Genomic DNA, 21,375 nt, shown 5'->3' with positions numbered 1-21,375 from the left:
TTTTTATTGAAATATTAAAGCCAGTTTTTGCGTTTGAAATACAAATATGGTGCCAGACCCGCAATAATCATCAAACTAATCGCCCCGGGATAACCGAACGACCACCTTAATTCCGGCATAAACTCAAAGTTCATCCCGTAACTGGACGCCACCAATGTTGGTGGCAGGAAAACAACTGATACGACCGAGAAAATCTTGATGATACGGTTCTGTTCAATATTGATAAAACCCATCGCCGCTTGCATCAGGAAGTTTACTTTCTGGAATAGGGATTCATTATGCGGCAACAAGGATTCGATATCGCGCAGCACCTCACGAGCTTGCTCCAACTGGTTACTGGGCAAACGGGCCTTACGTACCAAGAAATTCAGCGCTCGCTGGGTATCCATCAGACACAGCCGAACTTTCCAGCCGATATCTTCCTGTTCTGCCAACGTCGAGAGTGCGGCATCATATTCATCGCCCTGCTGGCCTTCCATGATAACGCGGCTTAAGGCCTCCAAATCGCTGTAAATATTCTCGATTTCATCTGCCAGCTGTTCAATTTTGGTTTCAAACAAGTCCAGCAGCAATTCATAAGCATTGCCGTCAACCAATGTCTGATTTCGCGTACGCATACGATACAAACGGAATGCCGGTAATTCGCGTTCGCGCAGGGTATAAAGGCGGCCATCACGGATAGTAAATGCCACGGTTGAGTTACCGGCATGGTCTTCAGCATCTTCATAATAGAAGAAGGAGTGAATATGCAGCCCATCCTCATCTTCAAAGAATCGTGCTGAAGCCTCGATGTCGTCCAACTCTGGCCGGGTCGCCAGACTTTGCCCTAACTCATTCTGGACGCGTTCCCGCTCCCCCTCTTCTGGCTCGACTAAATCGACCCAAAGTGAGGTAGTCAGGTCATCTGATTCATCCAGCTCCAAACGGGATAAGCGATTGTTACTTAATTTAAATGCGCTCAGCATGTGCCAAAACTCCCTTGCGGTGATGGAGTGGGAAAACGCATTGAAGCACAGAAACAGGTGAGTATTGAAATACCGTTTGTTTCAGACCATAAGGAGATCTGACTCACAGCGACGGTTTAGCGGGGCCGCTGACAACCACGAAGGCTATCAGCAAATAAGAGGATAGCCTTAGAAGTTGCACCATATGAACAGGTTATTGAGCCAGTATCTACTGGGTGTGTCCAAGGCGAATGTCCTCATCAAGAATAGTGCGCGCATGTTACGCCGAGAAGAAAAAGACTGTCAACCGGTTAAAAGATGTTAATTCGTGAGCACAATTTTCAGTTCTGAGCGGCAAGATTTTTTATCTGGTAACTCGTGACAATAAAGTAGGTAAATTCCTCCACAACATCACCCTGTTTACGCTAGATTACACTCAGCCACTCTTAAGGATATTTAGCCAGAATGAAGCAAATTACCCAGCAATCCCTGATGCAACTGAGCCAACAAGCCCAACAATCGCCGCGTCAGAGGGCCAACCTCAACTTCCATCCGCAGCTTGATGATGCCATACAGCGCCTGGCTATCGCGATGGAGCCGGAGACCTATGTCCGTCCTCATCGTCACCCTCACACGTGGGAATTACTAACAGCATTGCAAGGCAACTTTATCGTGTTGTTATTTGATGAGAGCGGAAAGGTAACACACCGAGCGGTGCTGGGTCAGGAAACCGCCATTCTGGAAATCCCTGCCAATGTATGGCACGCCGTGCTGTCACTGGAAAAAGGGGCGGTTATTTTTGAAGTGAAACACGGCCCTTATCAGCCAGTTGCTTATGAAGATGTTGCCCATTGGTCACCGGCTGAGGGTGAGCCCGACGTAAATCGAATTATGGCATGGTATGCCGTGGCAGATATTGGGGCAAACTATCAGAAATAATGTCATAAAAAACCGAAGCCAACTTCGACTTCGGTTTTGTGTACCCTGCATCTTCATTTAGCCGATAACTCAGCAAAACTCACAAACAGGTTTCCCTTGGTATTGGCAAAATAATCAACGCGTTATATTTTTAAACTTCTTAGTGGTGTCAGTCAGTGCAATTTCTGTCGGTAGCCGTTCCATTGAGCTGGCACCGTAAAAACCATCACATTGTGGGCAATTATCCATAATGTATTGGGCATCTTCTGGGGTAGAGATAGGCCCGCCGTGGCACAGGACAATGATGTCTTGGCGCACAGCTTTTGCCGCAGCGGCCCATTCGTTAATCAGAGGAACACAATCTGCCAGTTTCAATGCGGTGTCAGCGCCAATATTGCCGCCGGTGGTCAACCCCATGTGAGGAACAATAATATCGGCACCCGCTTGGGTCATGGCGACGGCATCTTCAGCGCTGAAGACATACGGTGTCGTCAGCAGGTCTTTTTCGTGGGCGAGACGAATCATGTCCACTTCCAAACCATAGCCCATGCCGGTTTCTTCGAGATTGGCGCGGAAATTACCGTCGATTAAGCCAACCGTTGGGAAGTTCTGCACGCCCGAAAAGCCCAAGTCCTTCAACTGATCCAAAAAGTGGTCAAATTGACAGAATGGGTCGGTGCCATTAACTCCCGCCAACACCGGCGTTTTCTTGACTACAGGCAGGACTTCTTTTGCCATATCGACCACAATTTCATTAGCATTGCCGTAGGCCAGCAGACCCGCCAGCGAACCACGGCCGGCCATGCGATAGCGGCCTGAGTTATAGATAACAATTAAATCAATACCACCGGCTTCTTCACATTTGGCCGACAGCCCTGTCCCCGCGCCGCCACCGATAATCGGCTCACGGCGGGCAATCATTTCCCGGAATTTGGCCAATATGGCCTGGCGTTGAAATTTTGGCATATGTTTCTCCACGAATTAAATGGCCCTAATGGGATGGGCTCTTTGCTATTTCTTTAAAGTTTTCTACTGCAGCTTGGGCAAACTCTGGGTCATTAATATTGAACGGATAATGCACCAGACGGCGTTTGTCAGTTTGAATCACGGTTTCTTGCAGCGTATGGATGAAAGCTTGCAGTGCTTTTTCATCCCAGAAAGGCTGGCCCGGCGCATCGAGTGCCGAGAATCCACCCTCTGGAATTAAGAAACGCACCTCTCCCTGGCAACGATTTAATTTCTCGCCAATCCAGCGCGCCATTTCAATATTCTCTTGCTCAGTGGTGCGCATCAGAGTGACCTGCGCATTATGTTTATAGAATAAGCGGTCTGCATATTTCGCCGGAATGGTCGCCGGGCTACCAAAATTGACCATATCTAATGCACCACAGGAGCCGACGTAAGGAATATTGGTGTGAGCAATAGCATCGAATCTTTCTGGCCCACAGGCCAATACTCCATCAAATAATAAGTCGCAGACTTCAGTGGTGGTCAGATCTAGCGCACCGGCCAGTAAACCGCTTTCGGCCAATTTTTCCATGGCTTTGCCGCCACTGCCGGTCGCGTGGAAAACCAGACAATCATATTCTGCCGATAGCGCGGCACTAACCGCCTGAATACAAGGCGTGGTGACGCCAAACATAGTCAAGCCCAGCGCGGGTTTATCCTCTGTGACTGATTCTTCTTTGGCAAAGTAAACCGCTCCGGCAATTTGATGAGCTGCATTGCTCAGCACGCGGCGGGAAATACGATTGAGGCCAGCAATATCAGTTACTGAATACATCATGGCGATATCACTGGCGCCGATGTAACCGGAAACATCACCAGAAGCCATCGTTGATACCATCAGTTTAGGTATACCAATAGGTAAGCTTTGCATTGCGGGAGTTATTAGCGCGGTACCGCCGGAACCGCCCAAGCCCAAAAGTGCCGCTACATCATCACGGCTGGCAATAAAACGCTCAAAAGCCACCGCCATCGCACTTATCGCCCGGCCTCTGTCACCACAGAAGACGGCCTGAAGCCCATCCGGATGATAGTTCGCCACCGTTTCTGCCGTGATATCAGCGCCGCTGGCGCGTTTACCTTCTTTCGTCGATAAATCAACCGTAACCGTAGTGAGGCCGGTTTCTTTAATTAACTCACTGACATAGGCCAGCTCATCGCCTTTGGTATCTGTTGTTGTCGCGATAAAAATATGACGAGGCATCTGAACATCCTTCTATGAATGCGGAATGTCGCAAAAAACTCAAGCCGCTCACTTCATTTTGTTGGGAATTGGTTGTTTGCTTACTGCCGGACAATGAAGCGAATTGGTTAAGATAAAGCCATATTGAGACTGCGGTATCATTTTCGCAAAGTGCATCATTAAAATATGAGACTGAAGTCTCAAAAATAATCTGAATGTGGAGAGCATTCATGGCGATTTGTGCGAACGGTTTGTTATAGTGGACGAAAATACAATTTCTAAACTATGGAGTGCCCGTGAATCATCAGGATAAACAAGAACACGTCTCTCCATCGCTAACCACCATCAGGGCCAGAACCCGGCGGTTACTTATCGACACCGCGATGGCGATGTATGAACAAGGTGCATTCCCATCAATCACAGAAGTAGCAAACGCGGCCCAACTCTCTCGTGCCACGGCTTACCGCTATTTCCCGACACAAAGTGCATTAGTCTCTGCCATGGTCGATGAAAGCCTTGGGCCAATACTGGAATGGCAACCCATTCAGCCCGATGCACGCCAGCGGATTGCTGAATTACTCTCTTTTGCTTATCCGCAGATGTTGCAACACGAAGGCGTGCTGCGAGCGGCGCTGCATTTATCCTTAGAGCAATGGGCCAACAACCGCAGTAATCCAAATAATGAAGAGAAGTTAATCCGCGGCAACCGTAAACGGCTGTTAAAACTGGCAGTTGAGCCATTGGAAGGGAAATTGGCACCAGAAGCACTGCAAAGAGTTATCTATGCCTTTTCATTAATTTATGGGTCAGAAGTTTTTATGGTACTGAAAGATATATGGCATTTAGATGAAGCTGGAATTCAGGATGTTACCCAGTGGATGGGCAAAGCCATTTTGCTACAAGCGGAAACCGATGCAAAACAAGCGGCTCAAGGCGAATCAGAGCCGCTAACACCGTGATGACGTCAAGGATGAAGGGTAAACTTAGACGGCTTCCAGCCGGGCGTAAGCGGCCACCAACCACTTAATCCCCTCGCCGGGGAAAGCCACCTGCAACCGGCTGTGTTCACCGCTGCCTTCCAGATTCACGATAGTGCCCTCGCCAAACTTAGGATGACGAACTCGCTGACCCAGTGAGAAGCCGCTGTCATTTTCGTTCATCGGCGTTCCCATACTGCGGTGGTTTACCGGACGAGAGACCGTTGCGCGTAACCGCACTTCTTCGACACATTCCTGCGGCAATTCGCCGATAAAACGTGATGGTCGATGATTGACTTCTTTGCCGTACAGACGGCGACTCTCGGCATAGCAAAGAGTTAGTTTCTGCATTGCACGGGTGACCCCAACATAGGCTAGCCGCCGTTCTTCTTCCAGACGCCCACCTTCATCCAATGACATCTGGCTCGGGAACATGCCCTCTTCCATACCGACGATGAATACCTGCGGGAACTCCAACCCTTTTGCTGAATGGAGAGTCATGAGCTGCACCGCATCCTGATAAGCATCAGCTTGGCCTTCTCCGGCCTCCAGCGCCGCATGAGAGAGGAATGCCTGTAATGGCATCAGATCCTGATCTTCGTCCTGATAGCTGTACTGGCGGGTCGCATTGACCAGCTCTTCAAGGTTCTCAACCCGCGCCTGACCTTTTTCGCCTTTTTCCTGCTCATACATTGACCATAAACCGGAGTCACGAATCACTCGGTCAGTTTGGACATGCAGCGGCATATCCGACGTCTCATGTGCCAGTGAGTCGACTAACTCGACAAAACGTTGCAATGCAGAAGCCGCACGGCCTGCCAGCACTTTTTCCTGCAACATGGCGCGAGTTGACTGCCACAAGGTTAACTGGCGGTCACGGGCAGTTTGGCGAATAACATCTAAGGTGCGATCGCCGATACCACGGGTTGGCGTATTCACGACCCGCTCAAAGGCCGCATCATCATTGCGATTAGAAATGAGGCGCAGATAAGCCAGTGCGTCTTTGATTTCTTGACGTTCGAAGAAGCGCTGACCGCCATATATCCGGTACGGCATGGCGGTCTGTAATAAGGCCTCTTCCAAAACACGTGACTGGGCGTTACTGCGATACAAGATGGCGCAATCATTCAGCGCACCACCATTGTCTTGCCAAGCTTTAATGCGGTTCACGACAAAACGGGCTTCATCTAATTCATTAAAGGCACAATAGAGTGAAATCGGCTCACCTTCAGCGCCGTCGGTCCACAGGTTTTTCCCCATGCGGCCATCATTATTAGCAATTAAGGTATTTGCCGCTGTCAGGATATTGCTGGTCGAGCGGTAATTTTGCTCTAATCGGATGGTTTCAGCACCCGGGAAATCTTTCAGAAAGCGCTGGATGTTTTCCACCTGCGCCCCACGCCAGCCATAGATTGATTGGTCGTCGTCGCCGACAATCATCACGTTGGAACGATCCCCTGCCAGCAGGCGAATCCAGGCGTATTGAATGTTATTGGTATCCTGAAACTCATCCACCAGAATGTTGGTAAAGCGCTCGCGATAATGATTCAGAATGTGTGGCTTATTCAGCCACAACTCGTGGGCACGCAATAATAGCTCGGCAAAATCCACCAAACCTGCGCGGTCACACGCTTCCTGATAGGCCTGATAAATACGCAGCCACGTAGCTTCGACCGGATTGCCATAGCTCTCAATATGTTGTGGTCGTAGCCCTTCATCTTTTTTGCCGTTGATATACCACATTGCCTGACGCGGCGGCCATTGTTTCTCATCTAAATTCAAGGCTTTAACCAAGCGTTTTAATAAGCGCAATTGGTCGTCGCTGTCGAGAATTTGGAAATCCTGCGGCAGATTGGCATCCATATGGTGAGCGCGCAGCAACCGATGCGCCAGACCGTGGAAAGTCCCAATCCACATTCCGCCCTGGCTGGTGCCAATCAAATGTTCAATACGGTGGCGCATTTCAGCCGCCGCTTTATTGGTAAAGGTGACTGCGATAATGGAATATGGGGAGGCATTTTCTACCGATAACAACCAGGCAATACGATGAACCAGCACCCGTGTTTTGCCGCTGCCTGCACCGGCCAGTACCAACAGGTTGCAGCGTGGCGCGGCCACGGCTTCGCGTTGTTTTTCATTCAGGCTGTCGAGCAGATCAGAAACGTCCATAGGCACCGTTTATCGGGTAAGGGAAAATAGCTAAATCGCCAGTTATCCGGCGATTTTACCATCATTCCACTGTGAATTTATACAGAGTTATTGCAGAGGATTATAGCAATGCTGTCAGGGAAGCCAACTGCGAAATCTCAATATGGGGCAATAACCGGCTATCACTGGCCGTCATCAGGCTTTGTTCGCGGTCATTAATCCAGCATGCTTGCATACCGCAACGTAGCGAACCGGCGACATCCGTGGTCAAATCATCACCGACATGCAAGATATGTTTCAGCGGAATATCCAGATGATTCGCCGCCTTATGGTACATATCGCGGAAAGGTTTGGCACGGCCATGGGGGCCGGAGCGCAAGACAAACTGGAAATAATTATCCAGACCACAGGCTTTAGGATCCGCATTGCCATTGGTAATGGCGACCAAGGGATAATGCTCGGCTAACGCGCTCAGAGTGTCATGTGTGGCGGGCGGCACATAAATACGGCTGCGCCATAAGGCAAAGTTTTCCATGGCTGCATCGGCCCCACATTGCGCTTGTGACTTATTCAAGCCGTGGCGAATGAGGCCCAGCTCGATGGCATGCCAGCGCCACTGAGTGACATCGTGATAAACATCGGGATCTTGCGCCAGTATTTCACTGCGAAAACGATGCAAATCTGCGGCCTGTAACTGTGCCAAATTGGGATGATACTGTTGTAAAAACGCCACAGACTCTTGTTCTGTACGGGATATCACCGGCCGATTGTCATACAGGGTGTCATCCAAATCGAAGGTAATAGCGGAAATACGTTCAAGTGGACGATAAAAATGCATCAGGATTTGCCTCGTTTGGCCCGTGGATGAGCAGCATCATACACTGTTGCCAGATGTTGAAAGTCTAGATGAGTATAAATTTGCGTAGTGGTCAGATTGGCGTGGCCCAGTAACTCTTGCACTGCGCGCAAATCTCCACTGGATTCCAGCATGTGAGTGGCAAAAGAATGACGCAATTTATGGGGGTGAATATGACTACTGACCCCTTGTTTTACGCCCCACTCAGCAAAGCGTTTTTGTACGTTACGTGCTGAAATTCGCTTACCGGTATTGGCTAAGAAGATAGCGTCATCCTGCGGCTCAAACAATTCTCGCAGCTCCAGCCAGTGTTCCAGCCATGTGACTGCCGTCCTGCCGATGGGCACTTTGCGCTCTTTGCTGCCCTTACCCATCACCCACACTTCACCGCCGACCAAATCCACATGTTTACAGTTCATTCCGACCAGTTCGGATAAACGTAAACCCGCGCCATACATCACTTCCAGCATCGCCCGGTCACGCACAGCCAGCGGGTCATTCAAGTCGATATCCAGCAGTTTATCGACTTCATCGACATCAATATTTTTCGGCAGATGGCGACCAGAGCGCGGAGTGCTCACGCCTTTGGCAGGATTGGCTGTCAGTATGCCCTGACTGACGAGCCAGTCGAGGAAACTGCGCAAAGCTGAGAGCCGTAAAGCCAAGCTTGATGAGTGTAAACCGGCACGTTTACTGCGGGAAACAAAGGAGCGAACCTGAGCGGCATCCAGCGTTTGCCAGTTAACCAAACCCATTTGTTCGCCCATTTCTATTAAGGCCTGCAACTGACGCCGATAGCTGGTAATAGTTAGCGGACTAAGCTGACGTTCAACTTTCAGGTAGCGCAGGAACCCCTCGACCTGCGGGGCGAGCGAAACGCTGAGCTCGGTCATATAGGCTCTATCCAGCGCTCCAGCAGGCTTGGCAACAATGTAGATAACTGATTAAGCATCACGGTGCCCATGCCTTGCTGATAATGCTGTATATCGCGACTGCTGAAGACAATCACGCCCAGATCGCCGTCTTTGCCCAACAATGACAGCGCCACTGAACCAACTTGCTTAGCTTGGGGCAATAACAGTAACAATTCCGGGCCATTCAAGCTGCCAAGATAATGGCGATCATTACCCAGCCGCTGAATGCGCATTGGCTCAAAAGCATGGCGAGACAGGCCCAAATGGGTGAAATCTGATGGCGCGCCTATCTGCCAGCGGTCAGTGAACAGCCTGACATTAGCCCCGGCCAGACCAAAATCTCTGGCCCAGCGCTGCAAGCGATTCAGCATATCTTGTAAGCTACTGGCGGCGGCAAGGTTGCCTTGCAGTTGCAGTAAGCGGTTGAACAGCACTTCATTCAAACCGGCCTGCTCCATCAGTAACGTAATCTCTTCTTCCAACTGACCTATCTGGTTACGCTGGCGGCCCAGTTGCCATTCCACCAGCGAGACTGTGCCTCTCACCGGATGGGGAATATGCATCTGTTCAACCAAACGAGCATTGCGGATAAAGAAGTCGGGATTTTGCAATAAATACTGCATCACGGCGTCGTCGTCTAATTCGATAGCCTCTAGCACCTGCTCCTCATAACTTTTCATGTAACACCCGTCATAATGAACATTTATACCCTAAATAATTCAAGTTGCAGGAAGGCGGCAACTGAGTATGTCCCCAGAAGCTTACATGAGTAAGTGACTGGGGTGAACGAAGGCAGCCAACGCACATGCAGCTTGAAGTATGACGGATATATTATAAATGGATAAATCCGTCATACACATGGGTCGCTGGCCCGGTCATATACAGTGGGTGCCCCGGCCCTTTCCAACTGATATGCAAGCTGCCCCCCGGCAATTCAACATGAACCTCTTCACTCAGCAACTCTTGCTGGATGCCAATCGCCACTGCCGCACACGCCCCACTACCACAGGCCTGAGTTTCACCGGCTCCGCGCTCATACACCCGTAAGCGAATATGTTCGCGACTCACCACCTGCATAAAGCCGATATTCGCCCGTTCAGGAAAGCGCTCATGGCTTTCTAATACTGGGCCAAGCAAGGCAACATTGGCAACAGAAACATCATCAACCTGCAGCACACAGTGAGGATTTCCCATTGAAACTACACCACACAGTACGGTGTGCTCTGCCGCACGCAAAATATAGGTTTTCTCTGCTTTGGCCGCACGGAAAGGGACACTTTGCGGCTCAAAATTAGGCTCGCCCATATTGACACAAACCAGCTCGTCTTCAGTGACACTCAGTATCATACGGCCCGTTTGGGTACTCACACTAATATCGCGCTTATTGGTCAGCCCTTTCAGGCGGACAAAACGGGCAAAGCAACGAGCGCCATTACCACACTGAGAAACTTCGCTGCCATCTGCATTAAAAATACGGTAATGAAAATCCAGCTCAGGATCGTAAGGCGGCTCCACCACCAACATCTGATCAAAGCCCACGCCAGTGTGCCGGTCTGCTAATCGACGGATTAACTCCGGCGAAAAGTAAACATTTTGGGTAACTGCATCAACAACCATAAAGTCGTTGCCAAGACCGTGCATTTTGGAGAACTGCATTTCATACTCCGCTGACTTTTATTTACCGGCTAAATTTTCGGTACTGGCTAAATCTGGCTGCGATAGAGATAATTATTGTGGCCCAGCGATAGTTTGGGTCGGTTTCGTCTCACCCGGCACACCCTGCTGATTTTTATTGACCTGACCGCTGTCTTGTTTTGTCGTTTCAACATTGGGTTTCTCTGCCGGAGGGAAAAATAACGGGCCTTTCAAGCCACATCCGGCAAGTGAAAACACCATTATCGCAGTAAGTGGCCAATATAATTTTTTTTTCATTTTTTAACGCCTGTAAATTGTTTTGACACCAGAAAATTGGTTTGACGCCGATAAATGTATTAATGCCTGTGATTCATGCGTCCAAGGTCTCTATAATCGCAGGTGGATCATGAAAAGCAATAGGAATTGAATATGAACGACAGCGAGTTTCATCAGTTAGCCGATCAATTGATGCTTTACATTGAAGAGACACTGGATGGTTTTAGCGGCGATAGTGATATCGATTATGAAACCAATGGCGGGGTGATGACCCTGGCTTTCGAAAATGGCAGCAAGATTGTTATCAACCGCCAAGAGCCACTGCATCAGGTATGGCTGGCAACCAAAACGGGCGGATACCATTTTGATTATCGCGAAGGGCATTGGTATTGCTCTCGCAGCGGCGAAGAATTCTTTACCAAGTTATCCGAAGCCGCGACCGCCCAAGCCGGGGAAGATGTTAGTTTTATCTAGCCGCATCCGGCGTCAAGGACTCAGATTAGTCCCCAACATCCTTGGAGTTGCGGGCAGGCGGCAAGTAAATCCCCCTGCAACTTCAAGGACGCAGGGGAAATTAATGTAGCTGAAACTGCTGCGCTGGCGCGTTGGCTTCTTTATCCGCAATATGTAGATGAGACAACGTATTGCTGCGGAAAGGAATGACCTGAGTTCGGCCATCTAACTGCACAATTTGGTAGAATTGCGGCAAGTTGAAGTTGATAAAGCTGGAGCCGTAAGTAAAGCGGTCGTGAGAAGATGAATAGAACCGGCTGACATCCCGCACTAATTCCTCTTTACTGCCCTCGCAGTGGTGATAGACCTCAACGCGGTTTGCCTCATCAAGGATATAAATATTAAATCCTTTTTCATCTGCGGTACCCTCGAAGAAGAACTGAATAATCCCTTCACTGGCAAAACCATCAACAACCGGTGGCAGATGAACCTGATCAGTTTCGACCTGAATTGATAACCCATGCAGCTTGTTATTAGAGATAGCACCATAGAATTCAACGGCATTTTCCAGTTTCTGAACCGAGACACTCAGGCGCTCAAAGAACAATCCCCATGTCTGGCCGGAAACCCGCACCGCTTTGAAACGGCCCGGTTCCTGACGAGTACTGGATAAGCGCAGTTCAATACATTCAGAGACTAATTGCTGAATACGGGTGCGAATCAAACCACGTAGATGTTGGCTATAGCAGAACACATCTACGGATTCTGGTGGTGCCGCATCCTGATGCATTTTGCCTAAAATGGTTTTTAGTGCTTCCAATACCGCCTGTTCACCACTGAAATGCAGGGTGCGCACTTCGTTCCAGGAGTTGCGGTACAACAAATCGATGCTCCCGACCAAGCACTGCTGCTGCTCACCAAAACTGAAGACATCCAGTTTACGGAAATCAAAATGCACTACCTGATTGCGGAAAGCCGCAGTGGGGTCATGCTCCAGATTGACGATAATCGCCAAATGGCGAATTTCACATGGGCTATATAGCGCTTTAGGTGTTGGTGCTGGCAGACGCAATGGGAAGTGGTGAGAAATGTCCGTCACCAGTTCTTGCAGTTTGACGGTATTACACAGATTGGCACTTTTAATATGCAGGCGTGTCTTGCTGGTCAATAAGCCGTTGAAATAGGCCCATGACACCAGTTTATTCAGGTAGCGGTTATATTCCAGCGGCTGATGACTGACGATAGCATCCATTGATGGCGCTTGATTGTACAGATACCAACCCGGACGATTAGCACGCCCTGCAGGCACATGAATAAAGGTCAGGTGCTCTTCTGAAAGGTCTGGGGAAATTTGCGGGTTTACCAGTGTCACTTTACCCGGTAAAGCTTCAAATGCCGCATACAATTTACGGGTCAGAACCCCGATATCCTGTGGGCTGGCACTGACACTCAAGTTGTTACGCCGTGCAAAGCGAATCAAATTTCGATAGCTTTGCATCATCGCGTCCAGCAGCTCGTTATGAGCTTCACGAACCCGTTCAATCTTCCAGTTGGCGCGATTATCCAACACCGCCAGACTCTCGTCACTCCAGCCCCATTCACTGACCAGTTGGCCAAGAATTTCACGCCGCCAGCCGACACTCGCTGGGGTGCGAGATAACTTCTCACACACTTTGAGATAGAAGCAACGGCGCACAAGGTTCAACCGGGTGGTGTCATTAATTTGGGTCAGATAGCGGGTAACACGGTCGAGCATCATGCAGTAAGCATCAAGGCCAAACGCGACTATCTCTCCGGCATGCAGGCGCTGTTTTATTTCCATCGCCAATAGTTGAGAGTTAGGGTATTCCCAAGAATAGGCTTCGAGTAAGACCGTTTTCAGCACGGCTTTATAAGGCGAATCAATACTCTTGTACAATTGCCACAAACTGGCCCCGAAATACTCTTCTGCTGATAGGGTGCTCAAACCGCCCAGATCCAGCCATTCATTCGGTGTTAATACGCCCTGCGTATACAGCGACAGCACGTAATCATCGTAATTATTTTCTTCTTCAACCGGAACCATATTCCACAGAATACGTTTCCCCGCCAGACGAACCGCACTGCGGTAAAACTCATCTAGCAATAAAATATGTTGGGTTGAGCCGCAATCTTCACCGCCCAGACTGCCACTGGCATTATGGCGGAAACGGTTTTCATCAATTAGGAAGAAACTGACTTCAACACCCATTGATGCAGCCCATTTTTCCAGCAGGCTACATTTTTTTTGCAAGCGGCTACGTTCTTCAGAATCAAGCCAGGCTTGGTGACATACCCAAATATCAAGATCGGATGTATGACACTGACCAATAGATGAAGTGCTACCCATTGAGTAGACACCAGTAATTGGCAGTTCACCGCCCACACTCTGTTGCAAAGGCTCGCCCCATTTGGCTTCAACCTCAGACAAATAATCCTGTTGTGTTTCATTGGGCGTGAAAAGGCAAATGCCATGGGGAACGTTACCATCAAGGTAACCCGGCATCAGTGGGTGATGACAATGTAATAGGGTCGGTAGCAGACTGTAGACCTTTTGGAAGGCTGGCCCCATGGCCGCCAAGGCGCGATCGACTCGTAATTGGTTGATCGCATCCAGTCGCTGTTTCAGTGTCTCGATGTAGAGGTACAAGACGTCTCGCCTGATTGTTCCGGTGCTTAGAAAGAAACCCGTGTTCCAGATTCGTTTATTGTTTTCTGACTTTCACCAAAAAATGTACTTTTTGTTGAACTGACCAAAAAACATTTTGTTTGAAGAATATTTAACGAATTATTGCTGGAAACGTGATCAATCTAACACCTTGCCGATTGACCGTAAAGAAAGTAAAGCTATCCCAACAATTATAACGCCTATCTCTTGCCAAAGTCATTGCTACGGCGGCCTGGTCTCAGGCCAATAAACCAAGCCAGTCCGCAGCGAATGCCACTTTGTCAGTCTAAAGGGAATAAACCCCTTATCCAGATGGGCATTTGTTAGAATAGTTGCTTTCTTATACTCTTATCCGCCCTGTTGATGTGGCTACCGCACTGACAGTCTTCATCGGTCAATGGTAGGATGGGCCGTAAAATATAAAAACGGTAACAAGCAATGTTAGACAAAATTATTCGAATTGCCACGCGACAAAGCCCGCTCGCCTTATGGCAAGCACATTATGTTCAACATTTACTGCAAACCAATCATCCTGGTCTGCAAGTCGAATTGGTTCCAATGGTCACTCGTGGGGACATCATTCTGGATACACCACTGGCCAAAGTCGGCGGTAAGGGTTTGTTTGTCAAAGAATTAGAGTTAGCGCTGTTGGAAGACCGGGCAGATATTGCAGTTCATTCGATGAAAGATGTCCCCATTGCTTTTCCTGAAGGATTGGGTCTGGTCACTATTTGCGAGCGTGATGACCCGCGCGATGCTTTCGTATCAATGAATTATGCACATCTGGATGACCTACCAGCGGGTAGCATCGTGGGCACCTCAAGCTTGCGCCGCCAATGTCAGTTGCGCGAACGCCGCCCTGACCTGGTTATCCGTGACCTGCGCGGTAACGTCGGCACGCGTCTTGCCAAGCTTGATAACGGCGATTATCACGCGATTATTCTGGCTGTTGCTGGCCTCAAGCGTCTCGGGCTCGAAACGCGAATTCGTTATGCCATGCCCGCAGAAGAGTCCTTGCCCGCCGTCGGCCAAGGGGCTGTTGGCATTGAATGTCGACTGGCGGATGATTTTACCCGCCAACTGCTCGCGCCACTGAATCATCGCGAAACTGAAATACGTGTATGTGCTGAACGCGCCATGAATACCCGCCTTGAAGGGGGCTGTCAGGTGCCTATTGGCAGTTATGCCGAATTAGACGGCGATACATTGTGGCTGCGCGCATTGGTCGGCGCACCCGATGGCAGTGAAATTATTCGGGGTGAGCGCCGCGGCCCTGCTGAAAATGCAGAGCAAATGGGTGTTGAGCTGGCCGATGAACTGCTATCACGGGGAGCGCGAGAAATACTGGCTGAGGTTTATCAGGATAATCAACCCTTATGACAATTCTGGTGACCCGTCCGTCCCCCTCCGGGGAGCAGTTAGTCAGCCGCCTGCGTGCGCTGGGCCGGGTTGCCTATCATGCGCCGTTGATTGATTTTTCTCCCGGCAATGACCTACCAAAACTGCCAGCATTGCTGCAAAACATGCAAGCTGGCGACTTGGTTTTTGCCTTGTCACAGAACGCGATTCGCTACGCTAACCCGCTGTTAAAAAGAAATAACCTGTCATGGCCTGCACAGTTATCTTATTATGCTATTGGCCGTAACACTGCTTTAGCATTGCATACTGCCAGCCGCTTGCACGTCACTTATCCCCCAACGGGAGAGACCAGCGAGATGCTGTTATCATTGCCTGACCTGCAAAATCTGGCGGGTAAAAAGGCACTGTTATTGCGCGGCAATGGCGGACGAGAGCTTCTCGGTGAAAGCCTGACTGAGCGGGGAGCCACGGTAACTTTTTGCGAATGTTATCAACGCAGCCCCATCTTTTATGATGGCAGTGAGCAAAGTGCGCACTGGCAACGTTCCGGAGTTGATATTCTGGTCGTTACTAGCGGCGAAATGTTACAACAGATCTATACTTTAGTTCCTGATTATTATCGTTCTTCCTGGTTGCTCCGCTGCCGCTTGGTTGTCGTGAGTGACCGCCTCGCAGCACTGGCGGCCCAAATGGGCTGGAGCCATATCCGGGTCGCGGAGAATGCTGATAATGATGCGCTAATCCGCGCACTACAAGATTTTCAATAAACCTGACTATGGGATGCCCAATATGACGGAACAAAATACCCCATCCGCACCAGTGGAAGAGACAACCACCGCGGCTGAGAGGCACCAACAGCCAGCTCCAGAAATCCGCCGGGAGAAACGAACCGGGCCAATTCTGGGAGCCATTGCTATCGCACTGGCCATTGCGCTAGGTGCCGGGCTTTATTATCACGGACACCAGCAGGCTCAGTTACAAGATGCCGCAACGCTTGCGTTGCAAGAACAGTTGGCGGAACTTAAGCAGAGCCAATCACAGGAAAAACAGCAGCTTGAGTCATTATTACAACAGCAAGGCAAAGCACTGGAAGCCGCTGACCGCCAGCAAATATCTCTGACGCGCCAACTTAATGAGTTACAGGAAAAAGTCGCCACGATTTCAGGAAGCGACGCCAAAACCTGGTTGCTGGCGCAAGCTGACTTTCTGGTGAAAATGGCGGGTCGTAAACTCTGGAGTGATCAAGATGTCACCACGGCAGCCACATTGCTGAAAAGCGCGGATGCCAGCCTGGCTGATATGAATGACCCAAGCCTTATAGATGTGCGCCGCGCATTGACTGAAGATATCAGTGCCCTTTCTGCTGTCACTCAGGTCGATTTCGACGGCATTATTCTCAAACTGAATCAATTGTCGAATCAAGTCGATAACCTGCGTCTGGCTGATAACAATATCGATGACTCACCCATGGATGCCAACAGCGATGAGCTGTCCAGTTCGTTAGCCGAGTGGCGTCAGAATCTGACCAAAAGCTGGCGCAGCTTTATGTCAGACTTTATTACCATTCGCCGCCGTGATAGTAGCGCAGAGCCACTGCTCGCACCGAATCAGGATGTTTATTTACGTGAAAATATCCGCTCCCGCCTGCTGGTTGCGGCTCAAGCCGTACCTCGTCATCAGGACGAAGTGTATAAACAGTCGCTAGAGACGATTTCCACTTGGATTCGTGCCTATTTTGATGTGAATGACCCGAATACCAAGGCTTTCTTGGATGAACTGGAGAGCTTGAGCCAGCAGTCAATTTCAATGGACGTACCTGATCAATTGAAAAGCCAGCCGATGCTGGAAAAATTGATGCAAACCCGGGTTCGTAACTTACTGGCACAAGCGCCAGTCGCCGCTCAGGGGGAATAAGTATGCTGCGAGTCTTACTGTTATTCCTCATCCTGACCGCCGGTATCGTCCTTGGCCCCATGCTGGCCGGTCATCAGGGTTATGTATTGATCCAAACCGACAACTATAACGTCGAAACCAGTGTGACCGGTTTGGTCATTATGTTGGTATTGGTGCTGGTGGCTTTCCTGATAGTGGAATGGATATTGCGCCGCATCTTCCGCACGGGCGCACGTACCCGTGGCTGGTTCCTGGGCCGGAAACGTACCCGTGCCCGCAAGCAAACCAGAGCCGCACTGATCAAATTGGCTGAAGGTGATTTCAAGCAAGTTGAGAAGTTACTGACGCGCAATGCCGATCACGCGGAACAGCCGATGGTGAACTACCTACTGGCAGCAGAAGCAGCCCAGCAGCGAGGGGATGAATTCCGTACTAATCAGTATCTTGAGCGTGCTGCGGAAGTGGCCGATACCGACCAATTACCCGTTGATATCACTCGAGTACGAATTCAGTTGGCGCAAGGGCATGTTCATGCTGCACGCCATGGTGTTGATAGGTTATTGGACCAAGCTCCGCGCCATCCGGAAGTCTTGCGTTTGGCAGAACAGGCTTATTTGCGCTCAGGTGCTTACAGTTCATTGCTGGAAATTTTACCGGCAATGAGCAAAGTCCAGGTGCATACCGCTGACGAGATAGCCGCGCTGGAACAGCAAGCATATATTGGCATGATGAATCAGTGTATGGCAGAAGAAGGGAGCGATGGTCTCAAACGCTGGTGGAAGGGCCAAAGCCGTAAAGTACGCAATGAGATCCCGCTGCAAGTGGCCTTGGCGGAGCACCTGATTGAATGTGATGATAGTGATGTGGCCCAGCAAATCATTCTCGATGGCCTGAAACGCCAATATGATGAGCGGTTGGTGCTGCTGATTCCGCGCCTGAAGTCCGGCAATCCAGAACCATTGGAGAAATCATTACGCCAGCATATCAAACAACATGGTGCCACACCGTTGCTCAATAGCACCTTGGGGCAGTTGATGCTGAAACATGGTGAATGGGAAAAAGCCCGTGAGGCTTTTAAAGCCGCACTTGAGCAGCGCCCTGATGGATATGATTATGCATGGCTGGCTGATGCCCTGGATAAACTACACCGTCCTGAGGATGCTGCGCAGGCCCGCCGTGAGGGGCTATTACTCACACTGCGGCAGAATGGCGAATCGCTTTAATGATTTGTGGGCCAAGGAGCGACCACGCCTAAGGGCACGTTTCCTCTCGGTTCAGTTTTATTCGTCATCTAAAGGCTCCTTCGGGAGCCTTTTTGTTTTATGCAAAAAAAACGCTTGCCCATTTCGGCAAGCGTCTAAAATTTTCAGGTCTACAGACAACAATGTCGGCGCCTCACTCAACGTTATGCCCGGTATGTGATGAAGATATTCAACATCGTTTACATGGACAATAGGCACCCTAAAATCGGCTCTGCGTCATCCCTGGGTTTATGAAGCTCAATTGGCTATAAAAACCAAGCTGTCATAATAAGTGGGATGAGCATCTACACAGTAGGTATTGCACTTAGCGTGCCAAATCGTAAAATTGGCCGTTATTTTGCTCATCCATTGATGAAAATATCTATAATTAACTGATAATTAATAGTTTTATTTTTACTTAAACTTGCTATGCAATACCTCTTACTCGCGGCACAGCATTTCATCTCATCAGAGTGATCTGTCGCTACAAAACGACGCTATAGCCCATCATTTTTTTTCTTAATATTTATCAATCTATTAGATGTCTCTGTTTAGAGACAAAGCATTCAACTTTTGTCGCAGAAAACCAACACTTATCTTTTCTGCTGATAATTATCTTTTGTGCTGATAAATAAAAGGTCTGGCTCTGCCATTTGATCAAAGGGAGCCAATAATGGCTTCTTATGCAATTGGAATGAACAACAACAGTTGTCTGGGTGGGATGATAAGAGGGAAGTGATGTTGGAATGGATTCTATGCAAACTTCTTATAGAAACAAAAGCGGGACAAAATACAAACGAAAAAAAACCCCGCATTGCGGGGTTTTTTCTGAAATTGGTCGGCGAGAGAGGATTCGAACCTCCGACCCACTGGTCCCAAACCAGTTGCGCTACCAAGCTGCGCTACTCGCCGATTTCTTACTACTCACTTTACATGGTCTTTCGACCTATGTCCATGTAAATCTTAATAAAATTTACATGTTTTGTGTGGTGCGAAGGGAGGGACTTGAACCCTCACGTCCGTAAGGACACTAACACCTGAAGCTAGCGCGTCTACCAATTCCGCCACCATCGCATGTTCCACAAAAATTTGGGGTGGCTAATGGGGCTCGAACCCACGACAACTGGAATCACAATCCAGGGCTCTACCAACTGAGCTATAGCCACCATCACTTCATACAGCTTACTTCGTCCTACGCGGCAATCTTACCACCGCAGCTCTTGCACACAAAATTAATGGTGCGCCCGACAGGATTCGAACCTGAGACCTCTGCCTCCGGAGGGCAGCGCTCTATCCAGCTGAGCTACGGGCGCTTAGCGCCGTTGCGGGTGGGGATACTACGGTTTTAATGCTTGGCTGTCTAGTGCTTTTTTAGAAGAAATGATGCGTTTGCTTACGCTTTGCTCACTCTGCCACAAAAGTCAGCTATTGATAGCCCCCGCCCCACCCTTTTCGCTGGTTTTATGGCCGTTTTAGTCCATCTGGACTTGAAACCACAGGAGATGTTTCGACAGACACCTTTTTATGCATCCCCAAGCTAAAGTAGCATACCGTCACCAAACCAAGGAAAATCACCCCGACCAATAAAGATAAACGGGTATCTGGGTTAAGCCCCATCCCCACCAGCACACAAATCAGGAAAGCGATTGTGAGGTAGTTTACATAGGGGAACATGATGGATTTAAACGGATGCTGTTTCAGCGCCTCAACATGCACCTGACGAAAACGTAGCTGGCTCACCAACACCACGAACCATGGCACCATGCCCGGCAGCACACTGGCGCTGTAAACATACACAAACACCTGCTGTGGGTTGGGAATAATGTAGTTAAGGCTAGATCCGACCATCAGGCATAAAATCGTGACGGCAATACAATAGACCGGAACACCGCTGGCAGATAATTTCGTCAAGCAAGCCGGTAACTGACGGTTCTTCGCCAGGGCATATAGCATACGCCCGCCGCTGTACATGCCGCTGTTACACCCCGACAGTGCGGCTGTGAGCACCACAAAGTTGATAATTCCCGCGGCTGAAACTATTCCAATCTTGGCAAAGGTCAATACAAATGGGCTGCCCCCGGTACCGATGCCGTCCCATGGGAAAATAGTCACAATCACAAAAATCGCCCCGACATAGAAAATCAGGATGCGCCAAAGGATGTTATTGATAGCACGTTTTAGTGTGACCTGAGGATTTCTGGCTTCGCCCGCAGTAATGCCGACCAGTTCGACCCCTTGATAGGATGCCACCACAATACACAGCGCAAACATGAAGCCTTTCCAGCCTCCAGCAAAGAAGCCGCCGTGGGCCGTCAGGTTATCAAAACCGATAGGTTGCCCATGATTACCAAAACCAAAGAAAATAACCCCTAACCCCACCAGAATCATCACAATGATGGTGGTCACTTTGATCATCGCAAACCAAAATTCCAGCTCGCCATACAGTCTGACCGCCGCGAGATTAGCGAGCGCGACTATCGCCACCCCAGCAATAGCCGGTAACCATTGGGGAATTTCGGGGAACCAAAACTGGACATATACACCAATCGCGGTAATTTCAGATATCCCCACCGCTATCCACATAAACCAATAACCCCAAGCGGTCAGGTAGCCAAAATAGGGGCTGAGATATTTATGGGCGTAAACGGCAAAAGAGCCGGCAACTGGTTCCAGGTAGAGCATTTCACCCATGGATCGCATAATGAAAAATACAAACAAACCGGCAATAATATAAGCCAGTAATACCGATGGCCCAGCCCATTTTAATGTACTGGCGGAGCCCATAAATAACCCAACACCAATGGTACCGCCCAACGCTATCAGTTCGATATGTCGGGCTTCCAGCCCACGGTGTAATCCTTTTTTCTCTTCGTTGTCTGCCATATAT

General features: G+C 49.4%; 18 protein-coding genes and 4 tRNA genes. 7 read left to right on the top strand and 15 right to left on the bottom strand.

Annotation, left to right across the window (positions count from 1 at the left end; all coding sequences use genetic code 11):
• Positions 1–14: 14 nt before the first annotated feature.
• Positions 15–965, bottom strand: a complete 951-nt coding sequence (gene corA, locus F0T03_RS01010) for a magnesium/cobalt transporter CorA (protein WP_145556077.1) — start codon at positions 963–965, stop codon at positions 15–17.
• 444 nt (positions 966–1,409) lie between these two features.
• Between corA and F0T03_RS01005 the strand changes: the two genes are divergently transcribed.
• On the top strand, positions 1,410–1,883 hold the full coding sequence (locus tag F0T03_RS01005) for a WbuC family cupin fold metalloprotein (protein ID WP_145556076.1): 474 nt from the start codon (positions 1,410–1,412) through the stop codon (positions 1,881–1,883).
• 114 nt (positions 1,884–1,997) lie between these two features.
• Here the strand turns inward: F0T03_RS01005 and F0T03_RS01000 are convergent, their stop codons facing one another.
• Positions 1,998–2,828 (bottom strand): phosphoenolpyruvate hydrolase family protein, encoded by an 831-nt coding sequence (locus F0T03_RS01000; RefSeq protein ID WP_145556075.1) that lies wholly within the window; start codon positions 2,826–2,828, stop codon positions 1,998–2,000.
• Positions 2,829–2,853: 25 nt separating this feature from the next.
• Positions 2,854–4,071 (bottom strand): Tm-1-like ATP-binding domain-containing protein, encoded by a 1,218-nt coding sequence (locus F0T03_RS00995; RefSeq protein ID WP_159677063.1) that lies wholly within the window; start codon positions 4,069–4,071, stop codon positions 2,854–2,856.
• Positions 4,072–4,346: 275 nt separating this feature from the next.
• On the opposite strand from F0T03_RS00995, the gene F0T03_RS00990 reads away from it, so the two are divergent.
• Positions 4,347–5,009 (top strand): TetR/AcrR family transcriptional regulator, encoded by a 663-nt coding sequence (locus tag F0T03_RS00990; protein WP_145556073.1) that lies wholly within the window; start codon positions 4,347–4,349, stop codon positions 5,007–5,009.
• A gap of 24 nt (positions 5,010–5,033) precedes the next feature.
• Here F0T03_RS00990 and uvrD read toward each other — a convergent pair whose 3' ends face one another.
• The 6 genes from uvrD to lptM form a co-directional block, all read right to left on the bottom strand.
• Positions 5,034–7,196, bottom strand: coding sequence for a DNA helicase II (uvrD, locus tag F0T03_RS00985; RefSeq protein WP_145556072.1), 2,163 nt, complete (start codon positions 7,194–7,196; stop codon positions 5,034–5,036).
• Between the two features lie 100 nt (positions 7,197–7,296).
• Positions 7,297–8,013: a 5-amino-6-(5-phospho-D-ribitylamino)uracil phosphatase YigB gene (gene yigB, locus F0T03_RS00980; RefSeq protein WP_159677062.1), complete on the bottom strand. Its 717-nt coding sequence runs from the start codon at positions 8,011–8,013 to the stop codon at positions 7,297–7,299.
• A complete protein-coding gene (gene xerC, locus F0T03_RS00975) occupies positions 8,013–8,924 on the bottom strand; it encodes a tyrosine recombinase XerC (protein ID WP_159677061.1) in 912 nt (303 codons plus the stop codon). Before xerC ends, yigB begins: the two co-directional genes overlap by 1 nt.
• Positions 8,921–9,625, bottom strand: coding sequence for a DUF484 domain-containing protein (locus tag F0T03_RS00970; RefSeq protein WP_159677060.1), 705 nt, complete (start codon positions 9,623–9,625; stop codon positions 8,921–8,923). Before F0T03_RS00970 ends, xerC begins: the two co-directional genes overlap by 4 nt.
• A gap of 151 nt (positions 9,626–9,776) precedes the next feature.
• Positions 9,777–10,601, bottom strand: a complete 825-nt coding sequence (dapF, locus tag F0T03_RS00965; RefSeq protein WP_145556068.1) for a diaminopimelate epimerase — start codon at positions 10,599–10,601, stop codon at positions 9,777–9,779.
• Between the two features lie 72 nt (positions 10,602–10,673).
• Positions 10,674–10,877 (bottom strand): LPS translocon maturation chaperone LptM, encoded by a 204-nt coding sequence (lptM, locus tag F0T03_RS00960; RefSeq protein ID WP_145556067.1) that lies wholly within the window; start codon positions 10,875–10,877, stop codon positions 10,674–10,676.
• Positions 10,878–11,009: 132 nt separating this feature from the next.
• Between lptM and cyaY the strand changes: the two genes are divergently transcribed.
• A complete protein-coding gene (gene cyaY / locus F0T03_RS00955; protein ID WP_159677059.1) occupies positions 11,010–11,330 on the top strand; it encodes an iron donor protein CyaY in 321 nt (106 codons plus the stop codon).
• A 100-nt stretch (positions 11,331–11,430) separates the two neighbouring features.
• Here cyaY and F0T03_RS00950 read toward each other — a convergent pair whose 3' ends face one another.
• Positions 11,431–13,977 (bottom strand): class I adenylate cyclase, encoded by a 2,547-nt coding sequence (locus F0T03_RS00950; RefSeq protein WP_145556065.1) that lies wholly within the window; start codon positions 13,975–13,977, stop codon positions 11,431–11,433.
• A 456-nt stretch (positions 13,978–14,433) separates the two neighbouring features.
• Here F0T03_RS00950 and hemC point away from each other — a divergent pair, with 456 nt between their 5' ends.
• Genes hemC through hemY form a run of 4 tightly spaced genes read left to right on the top strand, consistent with a single transcriptional unit; the run spans position 14,434 to position 18,470 of the window.
• On the top strand, positions 14,434–15,375 hold the full coding sequence (gene hemC, locus F0T03_RS00945; RefSeq protein WP_159677058.1) for a hydroxymethylbilane synthase: 942 nt from the start codon (positions 14,434–14,436) through the stop codon (positions 15,373–15,375).
• Positions 15,372–16,121 carry a uroporphyrinogen-III synthase gene (gene hemD / locus F0T03_RS00940; protein WP_145556063.1) on the top strand — a complete coding sequence of 250 codons (750 nt, stop codon included), beginning with the start codon at positions 15,372–15,374 and terminating at the stop codon, positions 16,119–16,121. Before hemC ends, hemD begins: the two co-directional genes overlap by 4 nt.
• A 22-nt stretch (positions 16,122–16,143) precedes the next feature.
• On the top strand, positions 16,144–17,268 hold the full coding sequence (hemX, locus tag F0T03_RS00935) for a uroporphyrinogen-III C-methyltransferase (RefSeq protein WP_145556062.1): 1,125 nt from the start codon (positions 16,144–16,146) through the stop codon (positions 17,266–17,268).
• 2 nt (positions 17,269–17,270) lie between these two features.
• Entirely contained in the window at positions 17,271–18,470 is a 1,200-nt protein-coding gene (gene hemY / locus F0T03_RS00930) for a protoheme IX biogenesis protein HemY (protein WP_159677057.1), read from the top strand.
• An 853-nt stretch (positions 18,471–19,323) separates the two neighbouring features.
• Here the strand turns inward: hemY and F0T03_RS00925 are convergent.
• From F0T03_RS00925 to thrP, 5 genes are all read right to left on the bottom strand, one after another.
• Positions 19,324–19,400 (bottom strand) — tRNA-Pro (locus F0T03_RS00925).
• Positions 19,401–19,475: 75 nt separating this feature from the next.
• Positions 19,476–19,562 (bottom strand) — tRNA-Leu (locus F0T03_RS00920).
• A 16-nt stretch (positions 19,563–19,578) separates the two neighbouring features.
• A tRNA-His gene (locus F0T03_RS00915) sits at positions 19,579–19,654 on the bottom strand.
• 70 nt (positions 19,655–19,724) lie between these two features.
• A tRNA-Arg gene (locus F0T03_RS00910) sits at positions 19,725–19,801 on the bottom strand.
• 148 nt (positions 19,802–19,949) lie between these two features.
• Complete coding sequence (gene thrP, locus F0T03_RS00905; protein ID WP_145556060.1) at positions 19,950–21,371, bottom strand: bifunctional threonine/serine APC transporter ThrP; 1,422 nt, start codon at positions 21,369–21,371, stop codon at positions 19,950–19,952.
• Between the last annotated feature and the right edge of the window lie 4 nt (positions 21,372–21,375).

Source organism: Yersinia canariae (genome assembly GCF_009831415.1).
In the GTDB taxonomy this organism is placed as follows: Bacteria; Pseudomonadota; Gammaproteobacteria; order Enterobacterales; family Enterobacteriaceae; genus Yersinia; species Yersinia canariae.
This window is presented reverse-complemented; position numbering and strand designations above follow the sequence as displayed.

Excerpts from the sequence above, each read along its gene's own strand:
- corA (WP_145556077.1), bottom strand. The coding sequence starts at position 965 with ATGCTGAGCGCATTTAAATTAAGTAACAATCGCTTATCCCGTTTGGAG.
- F0T03_RS01005 (WP_145556076.1), top strand. The coding sequence starts at position 1,410 with ATGAAGCAAATTACCCAGCAATCCCTGATGCAACTGAGCCAACAAGCC.
- F0T03_RS01000 (WP_145556075.1), bottom strand. The coding sequence starts at position 2,828 with ATGCCAAAATTTCAACGCCAGGCCATATTGGCCAAATTCCGGGAAATG.
- F0T03_RS00995 (WP_159677063.1), bottom strand. The coding sequence starts at position 4,071 with ATGCCTCGTCATATTTTTATCGCGACAACAACAGATACCAAAGGCGAT.
- uvrD (WP_145556072.1), bottom strand. The coding sequence starts at position 7,196 with ATGGACGTTTCTGATCTGCTCGACAGCCTGAATGAAAAACAACGCGAA.
- yigB (WP_159677062.1), bottom strand. The coding sequence starts at position 8,013 with ATGCATTTTTATCGTCCACTTGAACGTATTTCCGCTATTACCTTCGAT.
- xerC (WP_159677061.1), bottom strand. The coding sequence starts at position 8,924 with ATGACCGAGCTCAGCGTTTCGCTCGCCCCGCAGGTCGAGGGGTTCCTG.
- F0T03_RS00970 (WP_159677060.1), bottom strand. The coding sequence starts at position 9,625 with ATGAAAAGTTATGAGGAGCAGGTGCTAGAGGCTATCGAATTAGACGAC.
- dapF (WP_145556068.1), bottom strand. The coding sequence starts at position 10,601 with ATGCAGTTCTCCAAAATGCACGGTCTTGGCAACGACTTTATGGTTGTT.
- lptM (WP_145556067.1), bottom strand. The coding sequence starts at position 10,877 with ATGAAAAAAAAATTATATTGGCCACTTACTGCGATAATGGTGTTTTCA.
- cyaY (WP_159677059.1), top strand. The coding sequence starts at position 11,010 with ATGAACGACAGCGAGTTTCATCAGTTAGCCGATCAATTGATGCTTTAC.
- hemC (WP_159677058.1), top strand. The coding sequence starts at position 14,434 with ATGTTAGACAAAATTATTCGAATTGCCACGCGACAAAGCCCGCTCGCC.
- hemD (WP_145556063.1), top strand. The coding sequence starts at position 15,372 with ATGACAATTCTGGTGACCCGTCCGTCCCCCTCCGGGGAGCAGTTAGTC.
- hemX (WP_145556062.1), top strand. The coding sequence starts at position 16,144 with ATGACGGAACAAAATACCCCATCCGCACCAGTGGAAGAGACAACCACC.
- hemY (WP_159677057.1), top strand. The coding sequence starts at position 17,271 with ATGCTGCGAGTCTTACTGTTATTCCTCATCCTGACCGCCGGTATCGTC.
- thrP (WP_145556060.1), bottom strand. The coding sequence starts at position 21,371 with ATGGCAGACAACGAAGAGAAAAAAGGATTACACCGTGGGCTGGAAGCC.